26 protein-coding genes are annotated in these 23,703 nt (G+C 61.7%); 21 read left to right on the top strand and 5 right to left on the bottom strand.

From position 1 onward, the window contains the following. Positions 1 to 5: 5 nt before the first annotated feature. From PW792_17575 to PW792_17510, 14 genes are all read left to right on the top strand, one after another. Positions 6 to 872 carry a phosphatidylinositol kinase gene (locus PW792_17575; protein ID MDE1163738.1) on the top strand — a complete coding sequence of 289 codons (867 nt, stop codon included), beginning with the start codon at positions 6 to 8 and terminating at the stop codon, positions 870 to 872. Positions 873 to 880: 8 nt separating this feature from the next. Further along, a complete protein-coding gene (locus PW792_17570) occupies positions 881 to 1,864 on the top strand; it encodes a phytanoyl-CoA dioxygenase family protein (protein ID MDE1163737.1) in 984 nt (327 codons plus the stop codon). Further along, entirely contained in the window at positions 1,864 to 2,679 is an 816-nt protein-coding gene (locus tag PW792_17565; protein MDE1163736.1) for a DUF3037 domain-containing protein, read from the top strand. Before PW792_17570 ends, PW792_17565 begins: the two co-directional genes overlap by 1 nt. Positions 2,680 to 2,792: 113 nt before the next feature. Beyond that, positions 2,793 to 4,115 carry a phage portal protein gene (locus tag PW792_17560; GenBank protein ID MDE1163735.1) on the top strand — a complete coding sequence of 441 codons (1,323 nt, stop codon included), beginning with the start codon at positions 2,793 to 2,795 and terminating at the stop codon, positions 4,113 to 4,115. 11 nt (positions 4,116 to 4,126) lie between these two features. Then, positions 4,127 to 4,657, top strand: coding sequence for a hypothetical protein (locus tag PW792_17555; GenBank protein ID MDE1163734.1), 531 nt, complete (start codon positions 4,127 to 4,129; stop codon positions 4,655 to 4,657). Between the two features lie 62 nt (positions 4,658 to 4,719). Then, on the top strand, positions 4,720 to 5,067 hold the full coding sequence (locus tag PW792_17550; protein MDE1163733.1) for a hypothetical protein: 348 nt from the start codon (positions 4,720 to 4,722) through the stop codon (positions 5,065 to 5,067). A gap of 75 nt (positions 5,068 to 5,142) precedes the next feature. Further along, the gene (locus PW792_17545) at positions 5,143 to 6,114 is read left to right on the top strand and encodes a hypothetical protein (protein MDE1163732.1); all 972 of its coding nucleotides are present in this window, start codon (positions 5,143 to 5,145) and stop codon (positions 6,112 to 6,114) included. 105 nt (positions 6,115 to 6,219) lie between these two features. Beyond that, positions 6,220 to 6,816: a hypothetical protein gene (locus PW792_17540; GenBank protein MDE1163731.1), complete on the top strand. Its 597-nt coding sequence runs from the start codon at positions 6,220 to 6,222 to the stop codon at positions 6,814 to 6,816. Next, a complete protein-coding gene (locus tag PW792_17535) occupies positions 6,817 to 7,203 on the top strand; it encodes a hypothetical protein (GenBank protein MDE1163730.1) in 387 nt (128 codons plus the stop codon). It abuts the gene before it with no gap. 9 nt (positions 7,204 to 7,212) lie between these two features. Continuing rightward, a complete protein-coding gene (locus PW792_17530; GenBank protein ID MDE1163729.1) occupies positions 7,213 to 7,719 on the top strand; it encodes a hypothetical protein in 507 nt (168 codons plus the stop codon). Further along, positions 7,716 to 8,660 (top strand): hypothetical protein, encoded by a 945-nt coding sequence (locus tag PW792_17525; GenBank protein ID MDE1163728.1) that lies wholly within the window; start codon positions 7,716 to 7,718, stop codon positions 8,658 to 8,660. The genes PW792_17530 and PW792_17525 overlap by 4 nt, the downstream gene beginning before the upstream one ends. A gap of 12 nt (positions 8,661 to 8,672) precedes the next feature. Next, on the top strand, positions 8,673 to 11,021 hold the full coding sequence (locus PW792_17520) for a hypothetical protein (protein ID MDE1163727.1): 2,349 nt from the start codon (positions 8,673 to 8,675) through the stop codon (positions 11,019 to 11,021). 27 nt (positions 11,022 to 11,048) lie between these two features. Then, positions 11,049 to 11,270, top strand: coding sequence for a hypothetical protein (locus PW792_17515; protein ID MDE1163726.1), 222 nt, complete (start codon positions 11,049 to 11,051; stop codon positions 11,268 to 11,270). Positions 11,271 to 11,274: 4 nt separating this feature from the next. After that, positions 11,275 to 11,589, top strand: coding sequence for a hypothetical protein (locus PW792_17510; protein MDE1163725.1), 315 nt, complete (start codon positions 11,275 to 11,277; stop codon positions 11,587 to 11,589). Between the two features lie 152 nt (positions 11,590 to 11,741). Here PW792_17510 and sucB read toward each other — a convergent pair whose 3' ends face one another. The 4 genes from sucB to lpdA form a co-directional block, all read right to left on the bottom strand. Beyond that, entirely contained in the window at positions 11,742 to 13,346 is a 1,605-nt protein-coding gene (sucB, locus tag PW792_17505; protein ID MDE1163724.1) for a 2-oxoglutarate dehydrogenase, E2 component, dihydrolipoamide succinyltransferase, read from the bottom strand. 147 nt (positions 13,347 to 13,493) lie between these two features. Further along, on the bottom strand, positions 13,494 to 14,222 hold the full coding sequence (gene lipB, locus PW792_17500; GenBank protein MDE1163723.1) for a lipoyl(octanoyl) transferase LipB: 729 nt from the start codon (positions 14,220 to 14,222) through the stop codon (positions 13,494 to 13,496). 33 nt (positions 14,223 to 14,255) lie between these two features. After that, a complete protein-coding gene (locus tag PW792_17495; protein MDE1163722.1) occupies positions 14,256 to 14,723 on the bottom strand; it encodes a nuclear transport factor 2 family protein in 468 nt (155 codons plus the stop codon). A 322-nt stretch (positions 14,724 to 15,045) separates the two neighbouring features. Then, a complete protein-coding gene (lpdA, locus tag PW792_17490) occupies positions 15,046 to 16,470 on the bottom strand; it encodes a dihydrolipoyl dehydrogenase (protein MDE1163721.1) in 1,425 nt (474 codons plus the stop codon). 140 nt (positions 16,471 to 16,610) lie between these two features. Between lpdA and PW792_17485 the strand changes: the two genes are divergently transcribed. From PW792_17485 to PW792_17465, 5 genes are all read left to right on the top strand, one after another. After that, positions 16,611 to 17,048, top strand: coding sequence for a lysozyme (locus tag PW792_17485; protein MDE1163720.1), 438 nt, complete (start codon positions 16,611 to 16,613; stop codon positions 17,046 to 17,048). A gap of 64 nt (positions 17,049 to 17,112) precedes the next feature. After that, positions 17,113 to 17,556 (top strand): type II toxin-antitoxin system RelE/ParE family toxin, encoded by a 444-nt coding sequence (locus PW792_17480; protein ID MDE1163719.1) that lies wholly within the window; start codon positions 17,113 to 17,115, stop codon positions 17,554 to 17,556. Then, the gene (locus PW792_17475) at positions 17,528 to 17,920 is read left to right on the top strand and encodes a helix-turn-helix transcriptional regulator (protein ID MDE1163718.1); all 393 of its coding nucleotides are present in this window, start codon (positions 17,528 to 17,530) and stop codon (positions 17,918 to 17,920) included. Before PW792_17480 ends, PW792_17475 begins: the two co-directional genes overlap by 29 nt. 49 nt (positions 17,921 to 17,969) lie before the next feature. After that, a complete protein-coding gene (locus PW792_17470; protein MDE1163717.1) occupies positions 17,970 to 18,938 on the top strand; it encodes a nucleoside hydrolase in 969 nt (322 codons plus the stop codon). A gap of 50 nt (positions 18,939 to 18,988) precedes the next feature. Next, positions 18,989 to 19,510 (top strand): Uma2 family endonuclease, encoded by a 522-nt coding sequence (locus PW792_17465; GenBank protein MDE1163716.1) that lies wholly within the window; start codon positions 18,989 to 18,991, stop codon positions 19,508 to 19,510. On the opposite strand, the gene hemB is transcribed toward PW792_17465, so the two are convergent. Further along, positions 19,507 to 20,493, bottom strand: coding sequence for a porphobilinogen synthase (gene hemB, locus PW792_17460; protein MDE1163715.1), 987 nt, complete (start codon positions 20,491 to 20,493; stop codon positions 19,507 to 19,509). The genes PW792_17465 and hemB overlap by 4 nt on opposite strands. 78 nt (positions 20,494 to 20,571) lie before the next feature. Between hemB and PW792_17455 the strand changes: the two genes are divergently transcribed. Next, positions 20,572 to 23,037, top strand: a complete 2,466-nt coding sequence (locus tag PW792_17455) for a Smr/MutS family protein (GenBank protein ID MDE1163714.1) — start codon at positions 20,572 to 20,574, stop codon at positions 23,035 to 23,037. A gap of 29 nt (positions 23,038 to 23,066) precedes the next feature. Beyond that, positions 23,067 to 23,660, top strand: coding sequence for a biliverdin-producing heme oxygenase (locus tag PW792_17450; protein MDE1163713.1), 594 nt, complete (start codon positions 23,067 to 23,069; stop codon positions 23,658 to 23,660). Positions 23,661 to 23,703 lie beyond the last annotated feature (43 nt).

Below are 23,703 nucleotides of genomic sequence, written 5' to 3'. Positions count from 1 at the left end.
TAGAGTTGGCAGTCACAGCGGTACAGGCGGTGCAGCGAATGCGGGGCGGAGCGCAGAGCCAGTTGATGCTGGGCTCGGACGGCGCACTGTGGGTGGTGAAGTTCCAGAACAACCCGCAGCATCTGCGAGTGCTGGCGAATGAGTTGGTGGCAACGAAGCTGGCGGAGCACGTGGGGCTGAGCGTTCCGAAGTGCGATGTGGTGGAGGTGAGCGAGTGGCTGGTGACGAACTCGCCGACGATGCTGCTGGAGCAGGGGCGCGGAGTACGCGAACGCTGCGCGGCGGGGCTGCAGTTTGGCTCGCGGTTCGTGGGCGGGTTGATGCCGGGACAGGTGGTGGATTATCTGCCCGAAGCACAGATGAACGATGTGCGAAACCTGCGTGAGTTTGCGGGAATGTTGTTGATCGACAAGTGGGCGTCGAACTGCAACGGTCGGCAGGCGGTGTACGAACGCAAGCCGCGGGAACGGAAGTATCGCGCGGTGTTTGTGGACCAGGGATACTGCTTCAACGCAGGCGAGTGGAACTTTCCCGACATCCCGCTGCGTGGCGTGTTTGCGAGAAACTCGGTGTACCGTTCGGTGACAGGATGGGAGAGCTTTGAGCCCTGGCTGTCGCGGGTGGAGAGCTTTGCCGCGGACACGCTGTGGTCTATTGCGGAGAGCGTGCCGCCGGAGTGGTACGGTGGCGATCTGCGCGAGATCGAGGCGCTGATGGAGACGATGCTGAAACGACGGACGAAGGTGCGGGAGCTTGTGATGGCGTTTCGCGATTCCCCGCGGGAGCCGTTCCCGAATTGGGGACGGGCGACGAGCGTGGTGGTGCCGGCGACGTTTCAAGTGCAGGCGGATGCTGCAAAATTTGTACTGTGAGGACGAGTGTGACGGCAACGGGTTTTGGCATCGAACACATGGTTGCGTTCTGGGAGCGCAAGACGCAGCATCGCGTGAACGAAGATGCGTCGATGTGGAGCCGGGACATGGCGCTGCTGGCAGGCCTGGAGTTGAATGTGCGGGAAGCGAACCTGTACCTGCTGCAGGAGCGGCCGAGCCTGGAAGCGTTTGAGTCCTGGGTGATTGCGCGTAACGGCGGGGAGATGGACGAAGCCACGGTGGAGCGTTTGCGGCGGGCACTGCAGGGCGAAGTGGTGGCGCCTGCGGTCTCGCTGGAGAACGTGGAAGGGCTGACGGACGAAGAGTTGGCGCAGTGGGACGAGCAGGGGTATGTGGTGCTGCAGGGAGCAATCTCCGAGGAGGACGCTCGTGAGGCCGAAATGGCCGTGTATGAGCATCTGGGGATGAGGCCTGAAGAGGCGGATGGATGGTACAGCGCAGAGCTTGGGCATACGATCTGGGTTCCGCTGCTGCGCCATGCTGCGATGCGAAGGAACCGACGCTCCGCGAGAATCACCAAGGCGTTTACGCAGTTGTGGGGACGTGACGATCTTTGGGCTACGGTGGACCAGGCTGGCTTCAATCCTCCGGAGAGGGAGGGATGGAGGTTTCCGGGGCCGCATCTGCACTGGGATACGACGCTGGTGGAGCCGCATCACTTTGGCGTGCAGGGCATCCTGTACCTTGCGGATGTGGCGGAGGACCAGGGAGCGTTTTGCTGTGTGCCGGGATTTCATCGCAAGCTGAAAAGCTGGCTGGCAGAGTTGCCCGCTGGGGCTGACGCCCGGCAGGTAGCGTTGGAGACGTTGACAAAGGAGTTGAAGCCGATTGCGGCGAAGCGCGGCGACTTCGTCCTGTGGCACCAGTCGCTGCCCCATGCGAGCAGCGCGAACCATGCGGGGAAGCCGCGCGTCGTGCAATATCTGTCGATGTGGCCGACGCACTTCGAGTACAACACGGAGTGGATGTGATGGCTGAGCGGCTGCAGTGCGAGTTCTCGTTGATACGGTATGTGCCGGATGTGGTGAAGGGTGAGTTTGCCAACATCGGCGTGGTGCTGCGGGCTCCGGGAGGAGCGGCGCAGGTACGCTTTACGCGCGACTGGGGACGGGTGCGGTGTCTGGATCCGGATGCGGACACCGAGCTGCTGGAGGCGTTGGAAGCAGAGATTGCGGCGCGGCTGGACGCGGGTGTCGTCGAGACGGTGAATGCGAAGCCGATTGTGGAGACGCTGGAGGATTCGCTTTCGAACAGCGTGCAGATGACGGCGATGCGCGCGACGCTGGCAGAGAGCGTGCCCGCAGAGATGGAGCAGTTGCTGCGGATGTATGTGGAGCCGCTAAAAGCTCCGCAGGTGCGGCGCAGGCAGAGTGGGCGAACGTTGCTTGCAGCAGAGATGCGGTCGACGTTTGAGCACGCAGGCGTGTGGCGGTTGATGCAGAAGCGCATTGCGGCCGCGCAGTACACGCAGGCGGGCGATCCGCTGAAGCTGGACTGCGGTTATCGCAACGGCAAGGTGCGGATGTTTCATGCGGTGTCGCTGGAGACGGATGTGGAAGGCGCGAAGGGATTGGCGTACTCGGCGGCGCAGCTACGCGAAGGGGTGGCACGAGTCGAAGGCTCGGAGCTGGAGTTGACCGCCGTCGTGGAGCGCGTGGCGACGGTGAGCGATGCGGAGCAGTATGCGTTTGGCGTCAACGTGATGGAGCGGGAGGCGATTCGGGTGCTGACGGTGGCGGACATGGCGCGCGCGGCAGAGACGGCGAGGCGCGAGTTGCACGTGTAAGGAAAGATCGGGATGAGAGAGCGAGGCGCAGCCATAGAGGCTGCGCCTTTTTGCGTGGAGGCGAGATGGGTTGGGGAGCAACAGTGAGAGAGGCCTGGTCCAGGAGGACCGGGATGGAAGCCGCGGCGGACAACGAGCGCAAGACGAGCGGGGTGGTTGGCAACAGCGTGCTCTTTGCGCCGATGCAGCAGGCGTTTGCAGCACCGAAGCCGACAGTGGTGAACCTGCGACGGTTTGCGGAGACGCCTGCGGCGAGGCGGGCGCTGAACTACATCAAGAACCGCATTGCGTCGATGGAGTGGCGTGTGGAGCCTCGTGTGGGAGCGGTGGGTCTGGATGCTGGAGGCCAACAGGATCGCATCGCAGCGGTGACTCGGTCGCTGCAGGCACCAAACGCGAACGACAGCTTTCAGACGTTGATGGAGCAGGTGCTGGAGGACGTTCTGGTCGGCGGCTTTGGAGCGGCAGAGATTGAGTTGACGGGCGAGGCACGCAGGCCGGTGCAGATGTATCCCGTGGATGGGGCGACGGTGCAGGTGAATGCAGCCTGGAAGGGCGAGGCGAAGGACGCTCGCTATGCACAGGTGCGGGGCGCCGGGTTGGCGAGCGAGTCTGTACCTCTGCTGGATGAAGAGTTGATGTACATACGGCTGAATCCTCGCACGCATACGGTGCTGGGGCTGGGCAAGCTGGAGGTTGCGTTTGAAGCGATCTCGCAGTTTCTGCTGGCGCACCGGTATGCGGGAAAGCTGGCGGCGAACGGCGTGGCCCAGTACGCGTTGTGGATGAAGGACCGCACGCCGGAGCAGCAGGAGCGACTGATTCGCTGGTGGCAGGACGAGGTGGAAGGCTCTGGCCGTGTGCCGGTGCTGAACAGCGAAGAGAAGCCCGAGGTGTTGCGCTTTGCAGGAGGCACCGATGCGGACCTGCATTTACAGTGGCAGCAGTTTCTGCTGGCGATGATTGCGAACGCCTTCGACCTGCCGCCGATGATGCTGGGCGTGCTGAGCGATGTGAACCGCTCGACGGCTGCGGAGATGGCGGACGAGGCGTTTCAGAACGCGGTGGTGCCGCTGGCCCGGTTGATCGCCGAGCACATTACGCGCGATGTGATTTTGAAGCGGCTGGGGTGGGAAGATCTTCGCTTTGTATGGAGCGAGCTGGAGAGCCGCGATGAGATGAAGGAGATCGATGCGCAGATTCGTCTACTGCAGGCGAACGTTCTAAGCATCGACGAAGTGCGTGTGATGCGTGGCTTGCCGACGCGTAGCTCTGAGGCGGTGCAGGCTGAACGTTTCGACGCCGTGAGCGCAAAGGACACGGAGGAAACGTCGCGGGTTCTGCGGCTTGAGCTATGCGTCAGCGGTTGTGCTGACGGCAAGCAGGTCCTTTGCGTTGCTCAGGAGGACAAGTCAAAAGAGGTTGGTTGCAACTGAAGGAGGTGCTTGTGAGAGAAGGGCATCGTGCAGTAGCGATGCAGGTGGAGTTTCCAGAGGTGGCGCAGCATCCGAACCGGCTGCCGTTTGAAGGCTGCCTGACTCTGGTGGATGAGGCGAGCGACAAGGCGCCGAGTGGAGCGCGGGGGCACCGCGTGGTGTTGACGCGGGAAGCAGCAGAACGAGCGATGCCGAGCTTGCTGGGCATGGCTGTCGATTACAAAGCTGGATGGGATGGCCACGATGCGCGGCAGAAGTGCGGCATCATCACCAGCGCACACCTGGAGGGTCAGCGGTTGATGGTGAGCGGGTTTGTGTTTGCTCGTGACTTTCCGGAGATGGAAGAGCGAATGGGCGGTGTGCTGACAGCGCAGAGCGAGATGGGTATGAGCTTTGAGCTGGCGGACGCGCATGTAGCGGACATGAAGGCGAGTATCTGGACGTTGACGCGCGCGACGTTTACCGGAGCGGCGATTCTGCTGCGCGAGAAGGCGGCATATCGCGGGACATCGTTTCGATTGCGGCGTCGGTGTCGTGGATAGCAAGAGCAGAACGCAGAGCGCGCAGAGAAAGACGCGCAGAGAGCGCGGAGAAAGGCGAGGAGATGAAGGACGAGATGACGGTGGAGTTGGTGGATGCGATGGAGCGGTTGATTGAGTCGGTGGAACGACTCGAAGGCTCCATGGGAGAGCGAGTGGAGAAGATTACCGCGACGGTGGAGAGCAACGAACGCGAGACAGAGTTGCTGCGGCGGCTGGAGGAGGCCGAAGCAAGGATTGCGGAGTTGAGCGCCGCGGCGATGACGTCGGCCGGTCGCAAGACCGTGGGTGCGATGGTAGCCAAGAGCGAAGAGAAGAGTGGTGCTCTGGATGCCGCGCTGGCTCACCTGAGCGTGGAGCAACGCATTGCGGTGAAGGCGGAGTTGCTGCGTTCAGGCGCGATTGCGGTCTGACGGCAAACGCTGGTGGAGAGGTGGACGCGGCTGAGGCTGCGTCTTTCTTGTTTTGAAAAATCACGAGGAGAAAGAATGAACGCGAAGTTTACGGAGATCAGTGCAGCGGCGGATTACATCGGACCGGGTGCGGTAGAAGTGCCGCTGTACCAGACAGAGATTACGGACCTGGTGCGCCGTCGTGGTGTGTTTGGACAGCGCATCAAGCAGGTTCCGGCGACGGGACATCCGTCACGGTTCTTTGAAGAGACGTCGATTCCTTCGCCGGCGGCTTCGGCAGGGTTTGTCGATCCGCGCAACATTGTCGCGCCGGTGGTGCAGCCGACACGCGTGGAGCGTTCGGTACCGCTGAAGGCGCTGGTCGCGCAGATCAACTACAACCTCTTCGATATGGAGTTGGGCAAGCAGCAGGCGCAGTTTGCGTATCTGCAGGCGAAGGACCTGGCTGACACCGTGGATGGGGTGCTGCGTACGCATGATGTGGCGCTTTGGAACGGCTCGGATACCAGCCTGAGTTCGCCGACGACCGCGCAGTACTACGGCGCTGCCGGACAGATTGCTGCAGGCGGCAATACGACGACGATCGGCGTGAGCGATTCGATCGTCGATGGTCTGAAGTCCACTGTGGCGCAGATGCTTTCGAACACGAGCTATGGAGTGCGGCCGACGGCTATCTATGCGAACCCGGTGCTACTGGACCTGATCGACCGCGAGATGAAGTCGGAGTTCAACGTGGTGTTGAGCACGAAGGAAGTGGAAGGCGGCATGACGGTGAAGACGCTGTCGACGCAGGCAGGTGAACTGCCGCTGATTCCTGAGTGGACGCTGCCGTACACCGGTACGCCGGGCTCTGGCTCTGCCGTGCTGCCGGCGTACATCGTGACGGAAGACCTGATCGAGTACCACTGGCTGGGCGATGCGAACCCGCGCGTCTTCCAGCTTGGCACGCCGGGCTCGCTGGCTTCGCAGTATGTGGTGGCGAAGTTTGGCGGCGTGGTGGTGAAGGGCGCAAGCTATGCGCACTACCAGGTGCTGGTCGACCGCTAAAGCGGAAGAAACCACGGAGTAGGAAATAGGGAGTGAGGAGTGGGCTGCGGTGCGTTCGCGTCACAAACGCACCGCAGCCTCCTTTTGTTTGCTGGAGGGGAGTGCATGGCGTATTTATTGCCCGCAGAGTATGCGGAGTTTGGGTTGGAGGTCGACACAGCGGATGCCTGGGTTGCGGCGGCGAGCGCGATGATCGAGGCACACTGTCGCCGACCTTCGCTGCTGGAGACGAGTTATACCGAACGGCTGCGGATGGGAGCAGCACAACGCGTGACGTTGAGCTACGGGCCGGTCAGCGCTGTTACGGCAGTACGAGCGAGGTATGTGCCGCGGCGCGATGGTGGTGATGGCGTGATGGCGTTCGGTGACTTTGTTGCCGATGCCTTTGCTCTGCACGGTGCGTGGACCAACGTTGAGCTATCGGCAGTGGAGGTGTATCGCGAAGAAGTGTCGTTGACGATGTGCGCACTGGGCATGCGATACAGCGAGGTCGAGGTGACGTATACAGCGGGGCTGGCTGTGGTACCAGATGCGGTGAAGATTGCGTGTGCGCAGGTGGTGAAAAATGCACAGGCGGTTCCGGCGCTGAACGTGAAGTCGACCAGGCTGGATACGTTGCAGACGGAGTACTTCAGCGATGCGCTGCTGGATACACAGGTGCGCGAGATGTTGCGGCCCTATGTGGCAGAGAGGATGGGCTAGATGGACGCGACAGCGTATGCGGCACAACGAACGGCAGAGGCTCTGCTGCGAGTGAACGGCGGGCAGCGTGTGGTGTTGCGTGTCCCATTGCCTGCGGTTGCGGGAGATGCGAGCGAAGAGCTTGGGTTGGCGGCACCTGCGTTTCAAGACGTCGAGCTTGCGCCTGCGGTCTTCCGCAAAGTAGCGAACACGACGTCGTTGATGGTTTCGGCAAAGGCTGTGAGCGAGGCTGTGGGAACTGCACAGGCGGATTCGGCGGCAGCTCTGTTTGCGACGGCGTATGGCGTGGAGGTGAGCGGCGTGCTCTACGCCATTACAAGTTGCAAAGCGGGGCAGGCAATGGGGTCGGCGTACTGCTATGTGCTTGGCCTGCGCGAGACGGAGTGAGAGGAGAGCATGCAGAACGCGAAGGACACATTTTATGAAGTGATGCGAGAGCGGCTGGCGACGGTGAACGCTGAACGTACGGTTGTGGTTCGCGGAACAACGCGACCGGCAGTGCTTGTCGAAGAGAACGAGTTGAGCAAGGTTGCTCCGCCGAAGAATTGCTTTCGACTGCGCTGGACGCAAGCGGCTGTTGGCATGAGTTCCGCGCTGCCGACAACGTTCCTGCGCTGCGAGATTGTCTACACCACCGCTGGCAGCAATGAACAGAGTGGAATGGATCGCGGACGCGTGCTGGCGGCGATGGATGCGGAGTTGCTCGCGATGGTAGAGCAGCCCGTACGCAATGCCAGCAAGACAAACTACGCGGGTGTGGCCCTGGGGCATAACGCTGCTGCGATGACGACGAAGGTGTGGTGGAGTTCGCTGGCGTTTGGTGCGGTGAAGGCGACGGAGGACGTACTGGAGCGCATGGCAAGCGTAGAAGTCATGGCGCTTGAGGAAGCAGGAGAACGATGACGACGATGGATGTAATGTCACCGCGAGTGGAGCGGGTGCGTGCGTTCTTTGCGCCGGTAGATCGCGTGGCGAAGACGCCGGCGGTCTTCGATCCGGCACAGAGGGGCAGCTTTGATTTGGACGCTCCGCCTTCGCCGTGGATTGACCTGGGATGGGTACGAGGGTTTGCGAGGAGCTGTAGTACGAAGGTGGATGCCATAAAGACGGGCGCTCCGTTGACGACGGCGATGCAGGTTCGCAGCGAAGTGGAAGCGACGGTTCGATTCAGCTTTGAGAGCTGGGGGAAGCTGCAGCTTGCGTTGAGTGCGGGCACGCAGCAGATGAATCTGCTGCGTGCCGCAAGCGCAGTGGCCATGCAACGCACAGGTGGCGCTGCCGTTGCGGCTACGGCGCTTGATGCGACCTCTACGGCGACTTCGCTTGTACTCGCGGGTACGAGTGCGGACGGATTTTCCGCGGGAGATCTTGTCGCAGTGGACGTTGATTATGCGGGCGCAACTGGCTACGTCGGCGCTGGTATGAACGGCGCGTATCTGACGACGGCGTTGACGGACGTGGACTACGTGCGGCGTGTAACGCTGAATGTGGCAAGGGTTGCGAGCGTTGTCGGCAATGTGTTGACGCTGGAAACAGCACTGCCTGCGGGTGCTCCTACAGCGGAGATGAAAGCGAGCGCGGTGGTGGGGTTTTGCGATCGTGAAGGATCTTCGTTCTTTCAGCAGTGGTCTGCGGTGTTTGTGGCGGAAGGGCAACAGGGCGAGCGAGTGGTGTGGCATTATCCGCGGCTGGAAGCAATGAGCGGCGTTGCCGAAGAGGCGAGCGAAGACGCTGGTGGGTTCCATGCGTTGCGGCTTGCGGCGGCGTTTCGTGCGCTGCCCGCGAAGGATGAGCTCGATAACGAAACAGCGGTGTGCTGGCGCAGCTATGTGAGGTCTGCGTAGAGAGGAGCATGTGTGCAGATACTGATCGACGGAGTGGATTACTCCGGCATGGTGACGGAAGAGGGGCCGGTTACGATTCAGCGTACGTTGAACGCTCCATCGCGGTGTACGGCAGAGTTGCTGCTGCGCGGTGTGTCCTCGCCTGTTCGCAGGGCGCGAGTGATTGTGAGTGCTGACGATGCGAGCGTTCTTTTCACGGGCTATCTTGCGACGGAGCCGGTGAAGGTGTTCGCAGGCGCGGCCAGCGAGGGCAAGGTGTATCGCGCGCGCATTACTGCAGTGAGCGATGAGTGGCTGCTGGACAAGCTGGGCTCCGGAGCGGCGAAGAGCAACGGCACGATGCTGGCGCTGAACGCGAGCAGCATCTTGGCGAGGTTAACGAACCGCCTGCCTGGCGCAGAATTAAGCGTTGCTGCTGGAAGCGACGCACGAACGGCTGGAGTGTTCCGCACGGATGCAGGTGCGGCGTGGAGTGCGAACGCCTCTGCGGCTGCAGGTGCCGCGTATGCGGGCTATCGTGCGCTGGGTGGGCAGGTGATGCTGCAGCCTGCGGGAGCAGTGACTCATGCGTTTAGCGAGGAAGATGGTTCGCTGCGTTTGGATGAGCTGAAGCTTGCGAACGTTCGCGAGTTGACGAATGATGTGTCCCTGAGTGGAGCGGAAGAGCCTGCGGCTTATGTGACCGAGTGCTTTGTTGGCGATGGCACGACAAGCATCTTCACGATGCGGAATGCAGCGTTTCGACCAACGCAGCGCATATGGCTGAGCGATCGCTTTGAGGGCGCGGGCTTCGACACCACGCAGTGGGCGGTGAGCGACCCCGGTAGCGCGTTGAGCTTGACCGGTGCAGGGCTGACGGTGAATGGAGGCACAGGGGCTGACGCCGTCACGATGCTCTCCGCACTGGATGCGCTGGAGATTGGCGGGCGCATTGTGGTGGAGCTCGGCAGCGTGGTCTTCGGGGCTGGCTCAAACGGCATGTTGAGCGGGCTTTACCAGGGAACGATGACGTTCGCGAGTTGCTTTGCGGGCTTTCGCGTGAGGCAGCAGGATGCACAGACAGTTGTTGTGCCTGTGCTGAATGGAGCAGAGATTGGTGCGGTATTTCCTCCTGCACCAGGGCATCGTTACACGCTGCGTTTGCGTGTGGACGCGAATGAGATGCATCGCGTGCGACAACGCTACTACGCCATGATCGATGGCGTGGTGGAAGGCTTCGGTGCGCTGGGCGGTGTGGATGCTGGTGTGAATGTGGTGTTCGAAGTTCGCGATGAAGGTATCTCTTCGGCTACTCCGATGACGGTGCTTTATGACAGCTTCGCTGCTGGTTTGTCCATAGCGGCTTCACCGGCGACGTGCGCGTTTGCGGCGGTGAATGCGGTGTCAATGGTTGGCTCTGTGGGTGCGGTGCTGGTGACGCAGGATGGGCCACTGGCGGTGACGAGTGTGACAGCTACCGGGGTTCGCTCAACACGGCTGATTGGTGTGGCAGGTGACGGTGCGGACGTCCAGGTGAGCTATGGCACGAGCGCTGGAACAAACGGTGAGGTCACGTTCTTCGCCGGGCGCGTGCCCGAGGCGAATGAGCGCATCACGGTGAGCTATCGCACAGAACGACGTGCGATAGCGCGGGTGGCCGATGTGGCCAGCGTGGCTGCGGAAGCGGCAAGTGGAGCGAGCGGCACGAGTCGATGGCTGGGCAAAGTGCTGCAACCCGTGGCTCGCAACAGCGAAGACTGCGAGGCTGCGGCACGAGCGATTCTGACCTTCTCCACAAGCCGCAGTGCAGCGATTGCGGGCGAGGTGCAGTGCGTGAATCCCGCGGCGGATGTGTGGCCGGGAGATGTGCTGGCGCTGACGAGCGATGACGATACGGTGCAGGTATTGGTGCGAAGTGTTGCTCTGGTTGATGGAGCAAGTGTGCCGGAGACGCGGCGTTACAAGCTCACGTTTGCCAACGATTGGGCGATGGAGTGGGGCGATGGTTTGGGCATGCGCTTGAGTGAGTCCATCGCAGCGGATGCAGCGTTGCCGCAGACAGCAGAGGACAGCACCGCGGAAGCTGCCGTGCTGGCGAACCTGTCGCAGTTGAGTGTGACGTCGTTGAGTAGCAGCGTGATCAGTGTCGATGCTGGCATCACGCCGCCGAGCGGTGGAGGCTTCGAGGTGCGGAGGCGTGACGATGCGTTCGGCGAAGGTGTGGATGGTACGGACCTGGTGTTGCGGAGTCCTGTGCGGGCGTTCGATATTCCGCGGGCGGAGCAGGTGGAGCGCTACTTCGTGAGGATGTATGACGCGAGTGCGCCGCGGAGGTACTCGCGGTGGTCGAGCGCGGTGGTGGTGAGCGCTCCGGTGGCGTAACGCCGGGGTAGGAAGTGTGGTGGAGCAATGGCGGATTTTGAGAGCCAGGTGTTGAGTGAGTTGCGTGTACTGACGTCGCAGATGGAGCAGTTGCTGGGCATAGGACAGCCCGGACGATTGCATGCGATGGAAGAACGCGTGGAGGGCCATGAGCGTGATCTGCAGCGATGGAAGGGCATGGTAAGTGCCTGGGGTGGGCTGCTGACGGTCGCGCATCTGGCGGTTGCATGGTTGATCGAGAGGAGATAAGAAGATGAGTGTTGAGACAGTGTTGAAGACGATTGGGAATGACGTGAAGAGCTTCTACGCGAAGCTGGCTGCAGACCTTCGCTGGGCCAAGCAGGCGTGGCTGCTGGTGACGAGCGCAGAGACGCGCAACGTGCTGCTGACGCTGGGAGCAGATGCCATCAAGCTGGTGAAGGATGCGACCGTGGCGATCGAAGCGAAGGGGATTTCGCTGACGCTGGATGAAGCGGTGCTGGCGGATATTCAGAAGCTGATTGCCGATGCGAAGGCAGGGGATGCAGTGCTGGTGGCGGACTTGAAGGCGCTGGGGATCTCGCTGTAGTTTATGCGGGGTGAGGAAAGCTTCGACGCAGAGGTCGCGAAGGCCACAGAGGGTACGCAAAGGTTTCTTTGGCGCGTGAAGCTCTGCGGAGTGGCGGCAAGAGAAAGCGGCAGAGCCGAATAGCTCTGCCGCTGGTGTTTCGTTTCTCGTGATTAACCGATGTCTTCGGACCAGTTCTCGAGGTAGTTCTTGAAGTCGCCCATGAACTTGCCTGCGTCGGAACCGTCGATGATGCGGTGATCGAAGCCGAGCGTGAAGCGCTGGACGGAACGGATCGCGATCGACTCGTTGCCTTCCTTGTCGACGATGACCATCGGCTCCTTGAAGAGGCCGCCGATGCCGAGGATTGCGGACTGCGGCATCGGGATGATCGGCGTACCAAACTGCTCGCCGAAGATGCCGGCGTTGGTCAGCGTGAAGGTGCCGCCAGCAACTTCGTCGGGAGCGAGCTTCTTGTTGCGAGCGCGATCGGCGAGGTCAACAATGGCGCGCGTGATGCCGAGGAAGTTGCGCTCTTCCGTCTGCTTGATGACGGGGACGATGAGGCCCCACTCCAGCGCGACGGCGATGCCGATGTTGATGTTCTTGTTGTAGAGGATCGCGTCGCCCTGGGTGCTGGCGTTAACGATGGGGTGCTTCTTGAGCGCCTGGATGGCTGCGCGAGTGATGAAGGGCATGTAGGTGAGCTTTGCGCCGTTGCGCTGCTCGTACTTGCTCTTCTCCTTCTCGCGGAGCTTGACGATGCGCGTCATGTCGACCTTGAAGACGGTGTGGACGTGAGCGTTGGTCTGCTTGGACTCGACCATGCGCTTGGCGATGATGCTGCGCATCTTCGTCATCGGGACGAGCTCGCCCGGTGTGGGAGCCGAGAGCGGCGTTGCTACCGGGGCAGCAGGCTTAGCGGCAGCGGGGGCTGCAGCAGCCGGAGCCGCGGCGGCAGGCTTCGAGCCACCCGCCATGTGCGCGTTGATGTCGTCCTTGGTAATGCGTCCCGATGCGCCGGAACCCGGAACCTGTGTGAGGTCGACGTTGTTCTCGCTGGCGATCTTGCGAACCAGCGGCGAGGAACGCGGGGTTTCGCCAGCCGAAGCCGACGCTGCGGGAGCAGGTGCAGCAGCGGGGGCTGCAGGTGCCGCTGCCGGAGCAGCCGCAGCAGGCTTGGGAGCAGAAGCGCCAGCCGCGCCGCCAATGACCGCAACCACGGTATTGATGGTGACGGTTGCGCCTTCCTGCACCTTGATCTCGGTAAGCGTACCGGCGACAGGCGACGGAATCTCCGCGTCAACCTTGTCGGTGGAGATTTCGAAGAGGGGCTCGTCGCGCTGGACGGTGTCGCCGACCTTCTTCAGCCACTTCGTGATGGTGCCTTCGGTGATGGACTCGCCCATCTGCGGCATGGGAACTTCCGTGCCAGCGGCTGCGGGAGCGTTCACAGCAGCATCGGCAGCGGCGACCGAAACGGCCGACGGCGTCACGGTGTCTTCCTTCGGCGCAGAAGCGGCAGGAGCTGCAGCAGAGCCGCCCTCTTCTACCGTGCAGACGACCGTGTTGATACCGACGGTGGTGCCTTCCTGCACCTTGATCTCACCGAGCGTACCGGCGACGGGCGAGGGAATCTCGGCGTCAACCTTGTCGGTGGAAATTTCGAAGAGCGGTTCGTCACGCTGGACGGTATCGCCGGGCTTTTTCAGCCACTTGGTAATGGTGCCTTCGGTGATGGATTCGCCCATCTGGGGCATTACGACTTCGGTCGGCATCAAGCTTCTCCGTGGGGTTAACGAATGGGTGCGGAGTATCCGCGCAACTGTGGATTATACGGCGGCGAGGTTGCCGGAGTCAGCGCAGGGTGAGCGGTTAGCGCACCGCTGTGCGAAATCGGCCCCGCCGAATGTGATCGTTAGCAGCTAACCGGCTGCGACCGAGAGCAGATCGTCTAGCGTCTCACTGGCCACCACCTGGCGGCTGAAGACGCGGCCAAAATTGCGTGCGGCAGAGTTCGAGGCGAGGGACAGAGAAACGGCTGTCCCCTCTGGAGCTTCCAGCTCGAGCGAGGTCACGCCAACGTCCGTGAGGCCGCAGGGGACGATCCAGTTGAAGTCGCGAAGGTCGGTGGTAACGTTCAGCGCGAAGCCGTGCGAGGTGACCGCCTGGGAAACGTGAACGCCGATGGCCGCGACCTTTTTCTCGCGGATGCTGCCGCCGGGAATCGTCCAGACGCCGGTACGTTTGGGCACGCGCTGCGTGGAGACGCCGAAGTCCTTGCAGGTGAGGATGATGGCTTCTTCCATCAGCCGGACGAAGTCAACCGGGCCAAGGTGCGGACCTTTTTTACCGGGAAGGTCACCGCGGAGATCGAAGATAGGGTAGCCAACCAGCTGCCCCGGACCGTGGTAGGTGACGTCGCCGCCACGGTTGATCTCGTGGATTTCGACACCTCGCTGGGCGAGGGCGGCGTCCGTGGCCAGGATGTTGGCGCGGGAGGAGTTTCGGCCGAGCGTCAGCACCGGCGGGTGCTCCATGAGCAGCAGCGTGTCGGCGATGCGACCGGCCTTGCGGGCGTCGACGACCTCGCGCATGAGGCTCAGGCCTTCGAGATAGGAGATACGGCCGAGTTGGAGAAGCTGAAGAACCATGACGCTCTATAAAGAGGATAAATCGGCAGGCCGTCAGAGGCCGAGTTCCGGCAGGCCGGGGTGATCGTCGGGGCGACGGCCCTGTGGCCAGTGGAACTTGCGGTCGCTTTCGGCGATGGCGACATCGTTGATGCTGGCGTGACGATGCGTCATCAGGCCGCTGGCGTCGAAGTGCCAGAGCTCGTTGCCGTAGGAGCGAAACCACTGCCCGGAGGCGTCGTTCCACTCGTAGCAGAAACGCACGGCGATTCGGTCCTCCGTGTAGCTCCAGAGTTGCTTGATGAGGCGATACTCCAGCTCCTGCGACCACTTGCGGCGCAGGAACTCGACGATCTGCTGGCGGCCGTGGAGGAACTCCTCGCGGTTGCGCCATTCGCTGTCGGCGGAGTAGGCCAGCGACACCTTCTCCGCGTCGCGGGTGTTCCAGGCATCTTCTGCTTTGCGCACTTTTTCGGTGGCGGTCGCGAGCGTGAACGGAGGGAACGGCGGTCTGCTTTCCATGCAGATAAGTATGCTCTTCCTGCGGCAACGAAAAGAGCCCGCGACACGCCGCAAGAGAACATCATCCCCTCCGCAGGTACTGCTCAGCGAAGGAAAGCCCGCAGGAGAGGAAGACACGACACCACAGACCTGGGAGGAAGCTCAGCAGGGGCCTGTAAGGAGTGTGCGGCCCAGTGTAGGCCATGAGTCACAGGATGTTCGACAAAAAACTACACATGCCTGACACTTCTTTACACTTCTCTCATCTTGCGGAGAACAAAGCAGAAAGGCCGTCTCCAAAGAAGGAGACGGCCTTTCAGACTATGTGCGAGTAGAAGTGAAGTTAGACGTTGATCGCCATGCCTTCGACCGCCGAGAAGCCGTCGAGCAGCGACTCGTTGAGCGTGGGGTGAGCGTGGATGACGAACATCATCTCCTCCACCGTTGCTTCGAGTTCGATGGCGGTGACGCACTCGCCGATAAGCTCTGTAGCGTGGGGGCCGATGATGTGGACGCCGAGGACTTCACCGTACTTCGCATCGGAAACGACCTTCACGAAGCCATCGTGCGCGTCCAGAATCGTGGCCTTGGAGTTGCCGACGAACGGGAACTTGCCGACCTTGACCTGGTAGCCCTTCTCCTTGGCCTGAGCCTCGGTGAGACCAACGGAACCGATCTGGGGATCGCAGTAGGTGCAGCCCGGGACGCGGTCCTTACGGACAGCGCGGGCGTACTTGCCTGCGAGCTTGGACGCAACGACCACACCGGCCATAGCGCCGACGTGTGCGAGCTGCGGCAGGCCAGCGACGATGTCGCCGATGGCATAGACGCCCGGCTCGGTCGTCTCCATCCACTCGTTCACCGGCACAAAGCCGCGATCGAGCTGGATGTTGGTCTTGTCGATGCCGGCATCCGCCGTGCGAGGACCGCGGCCGACAGCCACGAGAACCTTCTCGGCTTCCTTGACGACGGACTTGCCGGAAGCGTCGGTGAAGGTGACCTTCGCGCCGGTTTTGGTCTTCTCGATCTTCTCGACCTTGCAGCTTGTGTTCACTTCAATGCCGCGCTTCTTGTACTGGCGCGTGAGCTCCTTCGACACTTCCTCATCCTCAACCGGGACGATGCGCGGAAGCGCTTCGATGATGGAAACCTCCGCACCGAAGGAGTTGAAGACCGAAGCAAACTCGACGCCAACAGCGCCGGAGCCGATAACGATCAGCGACTTAGGCATAGCGGGCAGCGAGAGGATCTCGATGTTGGTGAGGATGGTGTCGTCAGCCGTGTAACCGGGCAACATGCGGGCGTCGGAGCCGGTCGCAAGGACGACCTTCTTAGCCAGCACGGGCGAAACCTTCTTGTCGTCACCGGTGACGTCGATGGTGAGCACGCCAGCCTTGGCCGCGCCGGCGAGACGTCCCCAGCCGCGCACGACGGTGATCTTGTTCTTCTTCATCAAGAAGTTCAAGCCGGTGGTGTGCTTGGTGATGATGTCGTTCTTGCGCTTGAGGACGTTCAGCCAGTTGAGCTTGGGCGCGGAAACGCCGTCGATACCGTAGCTTTCAGCGTGTTTCAGATGGTCCCAGACCTCGGCCGAAAAGAGCATGGCCTTGGTGGGGATGCAGCCGACGTGAAGGCAGGTGCCGCCGAGCTTGTCAGTCTTTTCAATCAGAGCGACCTTCAGCCCGAGCTGTGCGGCGCGGATGGCGCAGGTGTATCCAGCGGGGCCGCCGCCGATGATTGCGAGGTCGTAAGTCGTGGTTTCAGCCAAGGTGCTTTCGCTCCGTTCTGGGAAAAATTGCCAGCGAATGGACGGTGTAAGTCTACGCCTTCGCCAGCACACTTCCGAACGGTATTCGGATGCGCGAGCAGCGGATTGGTCGCAGAAGGCGGCCGGAGAGGATCTTCAAAATGCAGGAGTTTTCGTTGAGCTGCGCAGGCTTAGAGCTGATCAAAAGCGCCGAGGGCCTGCGGCAGCGCGCATACCAGGACGCCACCGGTATCTGGACGATCGGCTACGGGCATACCGGAGCGGACGTAGCTGCGGGCCGCAGAATCAGCGACCTTGAAGCCGAGGCGCTGCTCCGTTCGGATGTGGCAGCGACGGTGGCATCCGTCAATAAGGTGATCATCGCAGTGATTACGCAGAACCAGTTCGACGCTCTGGTGAGTTTCTGCTTCAACGTGGGCGGCGGGAGCTTCGAGCGCTCCGCGTTGCTGAAGAAGCTGAACCTTGGCGATTCGGCAGGCGCGGCAGAGGAGTTCGGCAAGTGGGTGCGGGCGGGTGGCAAAGTTCTGCCCGGACTAGTGGCGCGAAGGGCGGCCGAGGCGAAGATGTTTCGTGGGTAGGTAGTCGAATACATACAAAGGGTGCTTGTCTTTATAGTTTTATTCCTATAGAAATCGTCTTGTGATGAAGTCTCCTGCCTCCATTCGCACGTCTACTGAAGAGGGAGGCGATCCACGGACACTCACGCCCAGGCAGCCAAGAGCGTCTGTAGCCTGGGAAGGTGATTCGAGAGACAAGCTGCTCGAGTGGTCTAAAGACGTGCGCGTCGATTTTGGCCATGCTCTCAACGAGATGCAGGAAGGCCGGATGCCAACTCTACAGTCACGACGGATGAGCACGATCGGTGACGGCGTTTATGAACTCAAAACGGATGACACAGCGAAGTGGTACAGGCTGATGTATATCGCCCGTCTTGAGGACGTGATCTACATTCTTGATTGCTTCGAGAAGGACACGGCAAAGACAGAAAAGAATGATCTTTCTCGATCAAAAGCTCGATATCAGCAAGTACACCAACGACTTCTAGAGGAGCGGAAGAATGCCAAGCGCAAAGAAAAGCACAAATAAAGCGGCGCATGTAACGACAGGCAGCATCTTCGACGATCTTGGTCTCAGCACCAATGAAGCGACGGAAGCCAAGATCAAAGCAGAGCTTTGGCGGGACCTTGTGACGCATATTGAGACTTTCGGTTACTCCCAAAAGGAGTTGGCAAAGCGACTCGAGATTCATCAGCCTGACGTCAGCCATCTATTGACGGGCAAGTTGTCGAGGTTTAGCGTCGAAACGTTCATCAAATACGCGATCAGACTCGGGCTAGGCGTTGAAGCCCATTTCACAAAACCTGGCAGTGCACCGACAGCCGCAAAGCCCAAACGCTCCAGGAAGATGACTCAGGCCACCGCAAGCTCAAAGTCATTGGCAACGACATAACGGCAGAAGAAAGCTACCTCACCTCTTCTCTATTCGGTATCGTCATCCAATGAGCCAACGCTATCTGCTGATTGACACCGATACCGCTTCTGACGACGCTGTGGCACTGATCATGGCGCTTCGTTCGCCTGAGGTTAAAGTGGTCGCCATCACCGTTGTCGCCGGCAACGTGCCGGTGGAGCAGGCGACAAGCAACGCGGTGTACACCGTGGAGCTTTGCGGAGCGGAGGTACCTGTCTATGCCGGTTCTACCGGGCCGTTGCAGCGGCTGCTGGAGATTGCAAACTGGTTCCACGGCGAAGACGGACTGGGCGATCACGGGCTGCGGCCTGCGGCGCGCATGCCCGAAACGACCGACGCTGTAGACGCGATCATCGCGGCGGCGAAGGCGCATCCGGGATTGGAGATCGTCACTCTGGGCCCGCTGACCAACCTCGCCCGAGCACTGGAGCGCGAGCCGAAGCTGGCCGAACTGGTGAGTCGATGCGTGGTGATGGGCGGAGCGCCTGCGTGCGAGGGCAACGTAACGCCTGCGGCCGAGTTCAACATCTGGGTCGACCCGGAAGCTGCTCGCGCGGTCTTTCTTTCCGCACTTCCGCTGGAACTTGTGGGCTGGCAGCTTTCGCGACATGACGCTGTCGTCAATGAGGACGATATCGCAAAGATTGCCGCTTTGAAGGGCTCGCTGGCAGAGTTCACGCTGGAGTCCAACAGCACGGCAAAGACGGCGTACTTTACGCAGACCGGCGAACACGGCATCTCCCTGCCGGACCCGATCGCGATGGCGATCCTGCTGAAGCCGGAACTAAGCCTGCGGAGCAGCAAACATTTCCTACAGATCGAAGCCGCCAGTGAACTGACGCGCGGCATGACCGTGGTGGACGTGCTCGGCGTAAGCAGCGATGCGCGCAACGAGGACCTGTGGGCAGAGACACGCGCACAAGCTCAGCCAACCGTTATCCACTGGGAGCTGGATGTGGCGGGCTGGAAGAAGCTGCTCCTCGAAAGCCTGATTTAGCGGCTCTTTCAGGGAATTCGGAGTAGCATGACTCCACGAGGGTTTGCGCTATGGCATCTGCCGTTCTCATCCCGGTACGTGAATACCTGAGCACCACCTACCGTCCCGACGTCGACTACATTGACGGCGAGTTGAAGGAGAGAAACGGGGGCGAGCAGCCGCACGCTCTGATTCAGGGCATTCTTTACGGCATGTTTCGAGATCAGCGCAAGAACTGGCACGTTCGGCCATTGCCGGAGCAGCGCGTGCAGATCTCCTCCAGCCGTTATCGTGTACCCGACATCTGCGTACTGCGAGACACCGATCCCAAAGATGACATCATCACCTTCGCGCCTCTGCTTTGCATCGAGGTACTCTCCGCGGACGATCGCCTGCGTGAGGTTCAAGGCCGTGTGGAGGATTACGCCGCGATTGGCGTGCGCCATACCTGGGTCGTCGATCCCTGGAAACGCATCGGCTATCACGCGTCTGCTCGCGGCTTTGAGCAACCGGCAGACGGCGTGCTGCGTGTTGCCAACACACCGATTGCCGTGAGCCTCATCGAACTCTTTCGCGAGTTCGATGAGAGCTAAAGCAGCGGTGCGGCTTCCTTCGCAAAGTACGTCACGATAAAGTCTGAGCCTGCTCGGCGCATGGCGAGCAGACTTTCGAGCATCGTGCGCTCCTTGTCCAGCCAGCCCTTGGCGAACGCCGCCTGCAGCATCGCGTACTCGCCTGAGACCTGGTACGCCCCCATCGGTACATCGAAGCGGTCGCGGGCTTCGCGGATGATGTCGAGGTACGGCATCGCGGGCTTCATCAGCAGCATGTCCGCGCCTTCTTCCAGGTCCTCTGCAATTTCGCGCATCGCCTCGCGGCGGTTGGCTCCGTCCATCTGGTACGAGCGGCGGTCGCCGAACTGCGGAGCAGAATCGGCCGCATCGCGGAAGGGCCCGTAGAACGCCGAAGCGAACTTGCTCGCGTAGCTGAGGATCGGCGTGTTCTGTTTGCCTGCTTCGTCCAACCCCTTGCGAATAGCGGCGACGCGGCCGTCCATCATGTCGCTGGGAGCGACGATATCGGCACCGGCCAGCGCCTGAGAGACGGCGGTCTTTGCCAGTAACTCCAGCGTCTTGTCATTCGCCACGTCGTAGTGGTCGCTGTGCTGCTCGATGATGCCGCAGTGGCCGTGCGAGGTGTACTCGCAGAGGCAGACATCGCCGATGAGCAGCAGGTCGCGCGTGGCGCGGTCGGCCTTGATCGCGCGAAGCGCGCGCTGCACGATGCCATCGCTCGCATACGCGCCAGTGCCGACGTCGTCCTTCTGGTCGGGAATGCCGAAGAGCAGTACGCCGCCGATGCCCAGCCGGGCGCACTCCTCCGCTTCCTTCACCGCCTCGTCGATCGAGAGGTTGAAGACGCCGGGCATAGAGCTGACCTCACGGCGCACACCTTCCCCTTCGCAAATAAAGAGCGGATAGATCAACGCCGACGGCTCAAGGTGCGTTTCACGCACGAGCGAGCGGATGGCGGCGGAAGAACGCAGGCGGCGGAGTCGTGTGGCAGGAAAGCTCATACCGTTTTAGTTTACGTCCGGCACCACACTCTTTGCCCGGTGCAGCGTAGCAGCAGCAAACCGCCTAACATGGAGAAGATGCTTTTGCTTGCCGATATCCCTACACCGCTGACCGAGCAAGGCGGCGCTGCGCTGCAATGGGCCGTACTGCGCGAACTCCTCGCGCGGCGTACACAATCCGTGCCCGGTCGCGCCCTGCTCGCTGCGCTGGAGCCTTCTGCCGACCGCGAGTGGATTGCCGCGCAACAAACGCGCAGCGCAGAGATGCGGCCGCTCGTAGCCTCCGGTTCCACCTTCCCGTTCCGCGGCGTGATTGATCCCGAAGAGCTCTGCGCGAAGGCGCGCATTCAGGGCTCTGCGCTTGAGGCCGAAGAGTTGCTGCAGGTGCTGGCCCACGCCGAGCGCATCGCCGAATGGAAGCAGGTGCTGTTGGACCCGCCCGCCGCAGTGAAGGGCAAGTGGGGGGCGATTGAAGCGCTCTCCGCCTCGCTGCTGGAGCATGACGTGGAAGCGTTGCTGCGGATGTTGCGCGGCAAGATCGAGCCCGACGGCTCGCTCGCCGACAACGCCTCGCCCGACCTCGCACGCATACGCCGTGAGATGGGTCGTCAACATCGTGCCATTGAAGACACACTGCGTCGCGCACTGCATCGCCTGAGCGAGGACGGCAGCGTGCAGGACTCGCTGATCTCTGTGCGCGGCGAGCGCTTCGTGATCCCGGTGAAGGTGGAGGCCCGACGCAAGGTGCAGGGCGTAGTGCATGGCTCCAGTTCAAGCGGGCAGACGGTCTTCGTCGAACCGCTCGAAACGATTGAAGCCAACAACGAACTCGTGCGGTTGCTGGATGAGGAGCAGGCCGAGATCCATCGCATCCTGGTGATGATGACGCGCAGCGTCGCAGCCAGCGCAGAGGTGCTGATGATGGGCGCAGACGTGCTTGCGGCGCTCGACGCTCATCAGGCCGTGGCAAAGTTTGCCGAAGAGTTTGAGTGCGTGCGGCCTTCGTTTGACGGAACACTGGCACTCGAAGGCGCGCGGCATCCGCTGCTCGAAATGCGTCTGCGCGACGCGGGTGGCGACCGCATCATCCCGCTGGACATTGCACTGCCTGAGCCCGTTGCCGGGGAGACCGCCAAGCGGCAGATGATCATCTCCGGCCCCAACACCGGCGGCAAAACCGTTGCGCTGAAGACCGCAGGTCTGCTCGCGCTAATGGCGCAGGCTGGACTTCCGGTGCCCGCAGAGAAAGCCTCGCTGCCGCTGTTTACCGCTGTATACGCCGACATTGGCGATGCGCAGTCGATCGAGCAGAACCTCTCGACGTTCTCCGCGCATGTGGTCAACGTGAACCGCATCTCCCGCGAAGCCGATGAGCATTCGCTGGTGCTGCTGGACGAACTTGGTTCGGCAACCGACCCCGAAGAGGGCGCGGCGCTGGCCGTAGCTGTGGCCAAACACTTCCTGCGCGGACGCGTGTGGACGCTGATCACCACGCACCTTACGGCGCTGAAGGTCTACGCCGCAGGAGCAGAGGGTGTCTTCAACGCGGCCGTCGGTTTCGACGAAGCGACCCTCTCGCCGACGTACGAGCTACGGCTCGGCGTGCCCGGTGCGTCAGCAGGTTTGAACATTGCGGCGCGGCTTGGGCTGGACGCAGAGATTGTGGCCGAAGCGCGTGCGCAGCGCACCACGCAGCAGGCCGACATCGCTCGCTTTCTCGATGAGCTTCACAACCAGCTTGGACAAGCCACGCAGGAGCGTGAGCAGCTTGCCGAGACACAACGCAAGCTCGACAACGAACGCACACGCCTGGCCGCAGAAGGTCGCGCCGAGCAGCAGACGCGGGCACGCGAGATGGGCCGCCAGCTCGAAAAGTTGATCGAAGAGTTCGAAGGCCAGCTTCGCGATACCGTGAAGGCCATCGACGATAAAGCGGTGGCGAAGAAGATTCAGCGCGACGCCGCTGTACGCATCGCGGGTCTGCGGCGTGAGTTCTCCGAACGCTTTCAATCCACCGTGGCAGCGCATGATCCGACGCCTGCGACGCAGAAGAAGGTTGACCGCAAACGCGACCCGCATGTGGGCGATCTTGTTCGCCTGAAGTCGCTGAACAGCGAAGGCCGCGTTGCACGCGTGGTCGATGCCAAGACCATCGAGGTCAACATCGGGCAGATGAAGATGCGCGTGCCGATCACCGACGTGCTGGAAGTAACGCCGGTGCGCGAAAAGCCTCTGGATGCTCTGCGGCGTCGCGGCGGCGGCGTGAATGTGCAGACATCGAACTCCGACAACGACTACCTCAGCTCCGAGATCAACGTGATCGGCCGCACGGCAGACGAAGCCGAGAGTGAAGTCGACCGCTTCGTCGAACAGGCGTTTCTTGCCGGGCTACCGCGCATCCGCGTGGTGCACGGCGTGGGCATGGGAATTCTGCGGCGCACGCTGCGTGAGTTCCTGCGCAATCACCCGCACGTCACCTCCATCGCCGAGCCACCGTACAACGAAGGCGGACAGGGAGCGACGGTGGTAGAGCTGCGCCACTAAGCGTGCCGCAGGCTCCCTGCAAAGGGCGTTTGCGCTCGACCGCCCAGCCCGCCGACAATAGCCGCATGGACCTTCTTCGACTTCGCGAAGCAACCACCCCCGAGCACGAAGCCGTGGAAGCAAAGATGCCCGTCATGCGGGCGGACCTTTCCCGCGGCGAGTACGCCGACGTGCTGGCATGTTTTTCTCCGCTTATCGCGGGCTGGGAGCAGTGGGCGGCAGAGCACGTACCTGCGCCGTACGCCGGGCTCGTCCGCAACCGCAAGCGCGCGCCGCTACTGGTCAGCGACCTCGCTGCGTTGGGCCGCACGACCCCACCGCCAGTGTTTCCGGCAGACGATGCATTCCTTACTCCCGCAGGCTTTCTGGGCGCAATGTACGTCGTCGAAGGCTCCACCCTCGGCGGCCAGCACATCGCTCGTCACGTTGAGCCGCTGCTCGGCCTCAACCCTGAACATGGAACGGCGTACTTCCGCGGATACGGCGAAGAGACCGGCGCACGCTGGCGCGAGTTCAAAGAAGTGATGGCTGCTGTGCCGGACGAACTGACCGACGAAGTCATCGCCGCAGCAAAGCGAATGTTCAACATCTTCGGCGATGCCATGACAGGGTTGCATGCCTGACCTCCCGGCTTCGCAGAGTTTTTCGCCTCAACCTCAGCAGCAA

Source organism: Acidobacteriaceae bacterium (assembly GCA_028283655.1).
Taxonomy (GTDB): Bacteria; Acidobacteriota; Terriglobia; order Terriglobales; family Acidobacteriaceae; genus Granulicella.
Note: the sequence above shows the minus strand (reverse complement) of the source record. Positions and strands in the feature narration are given on the sequence as shown.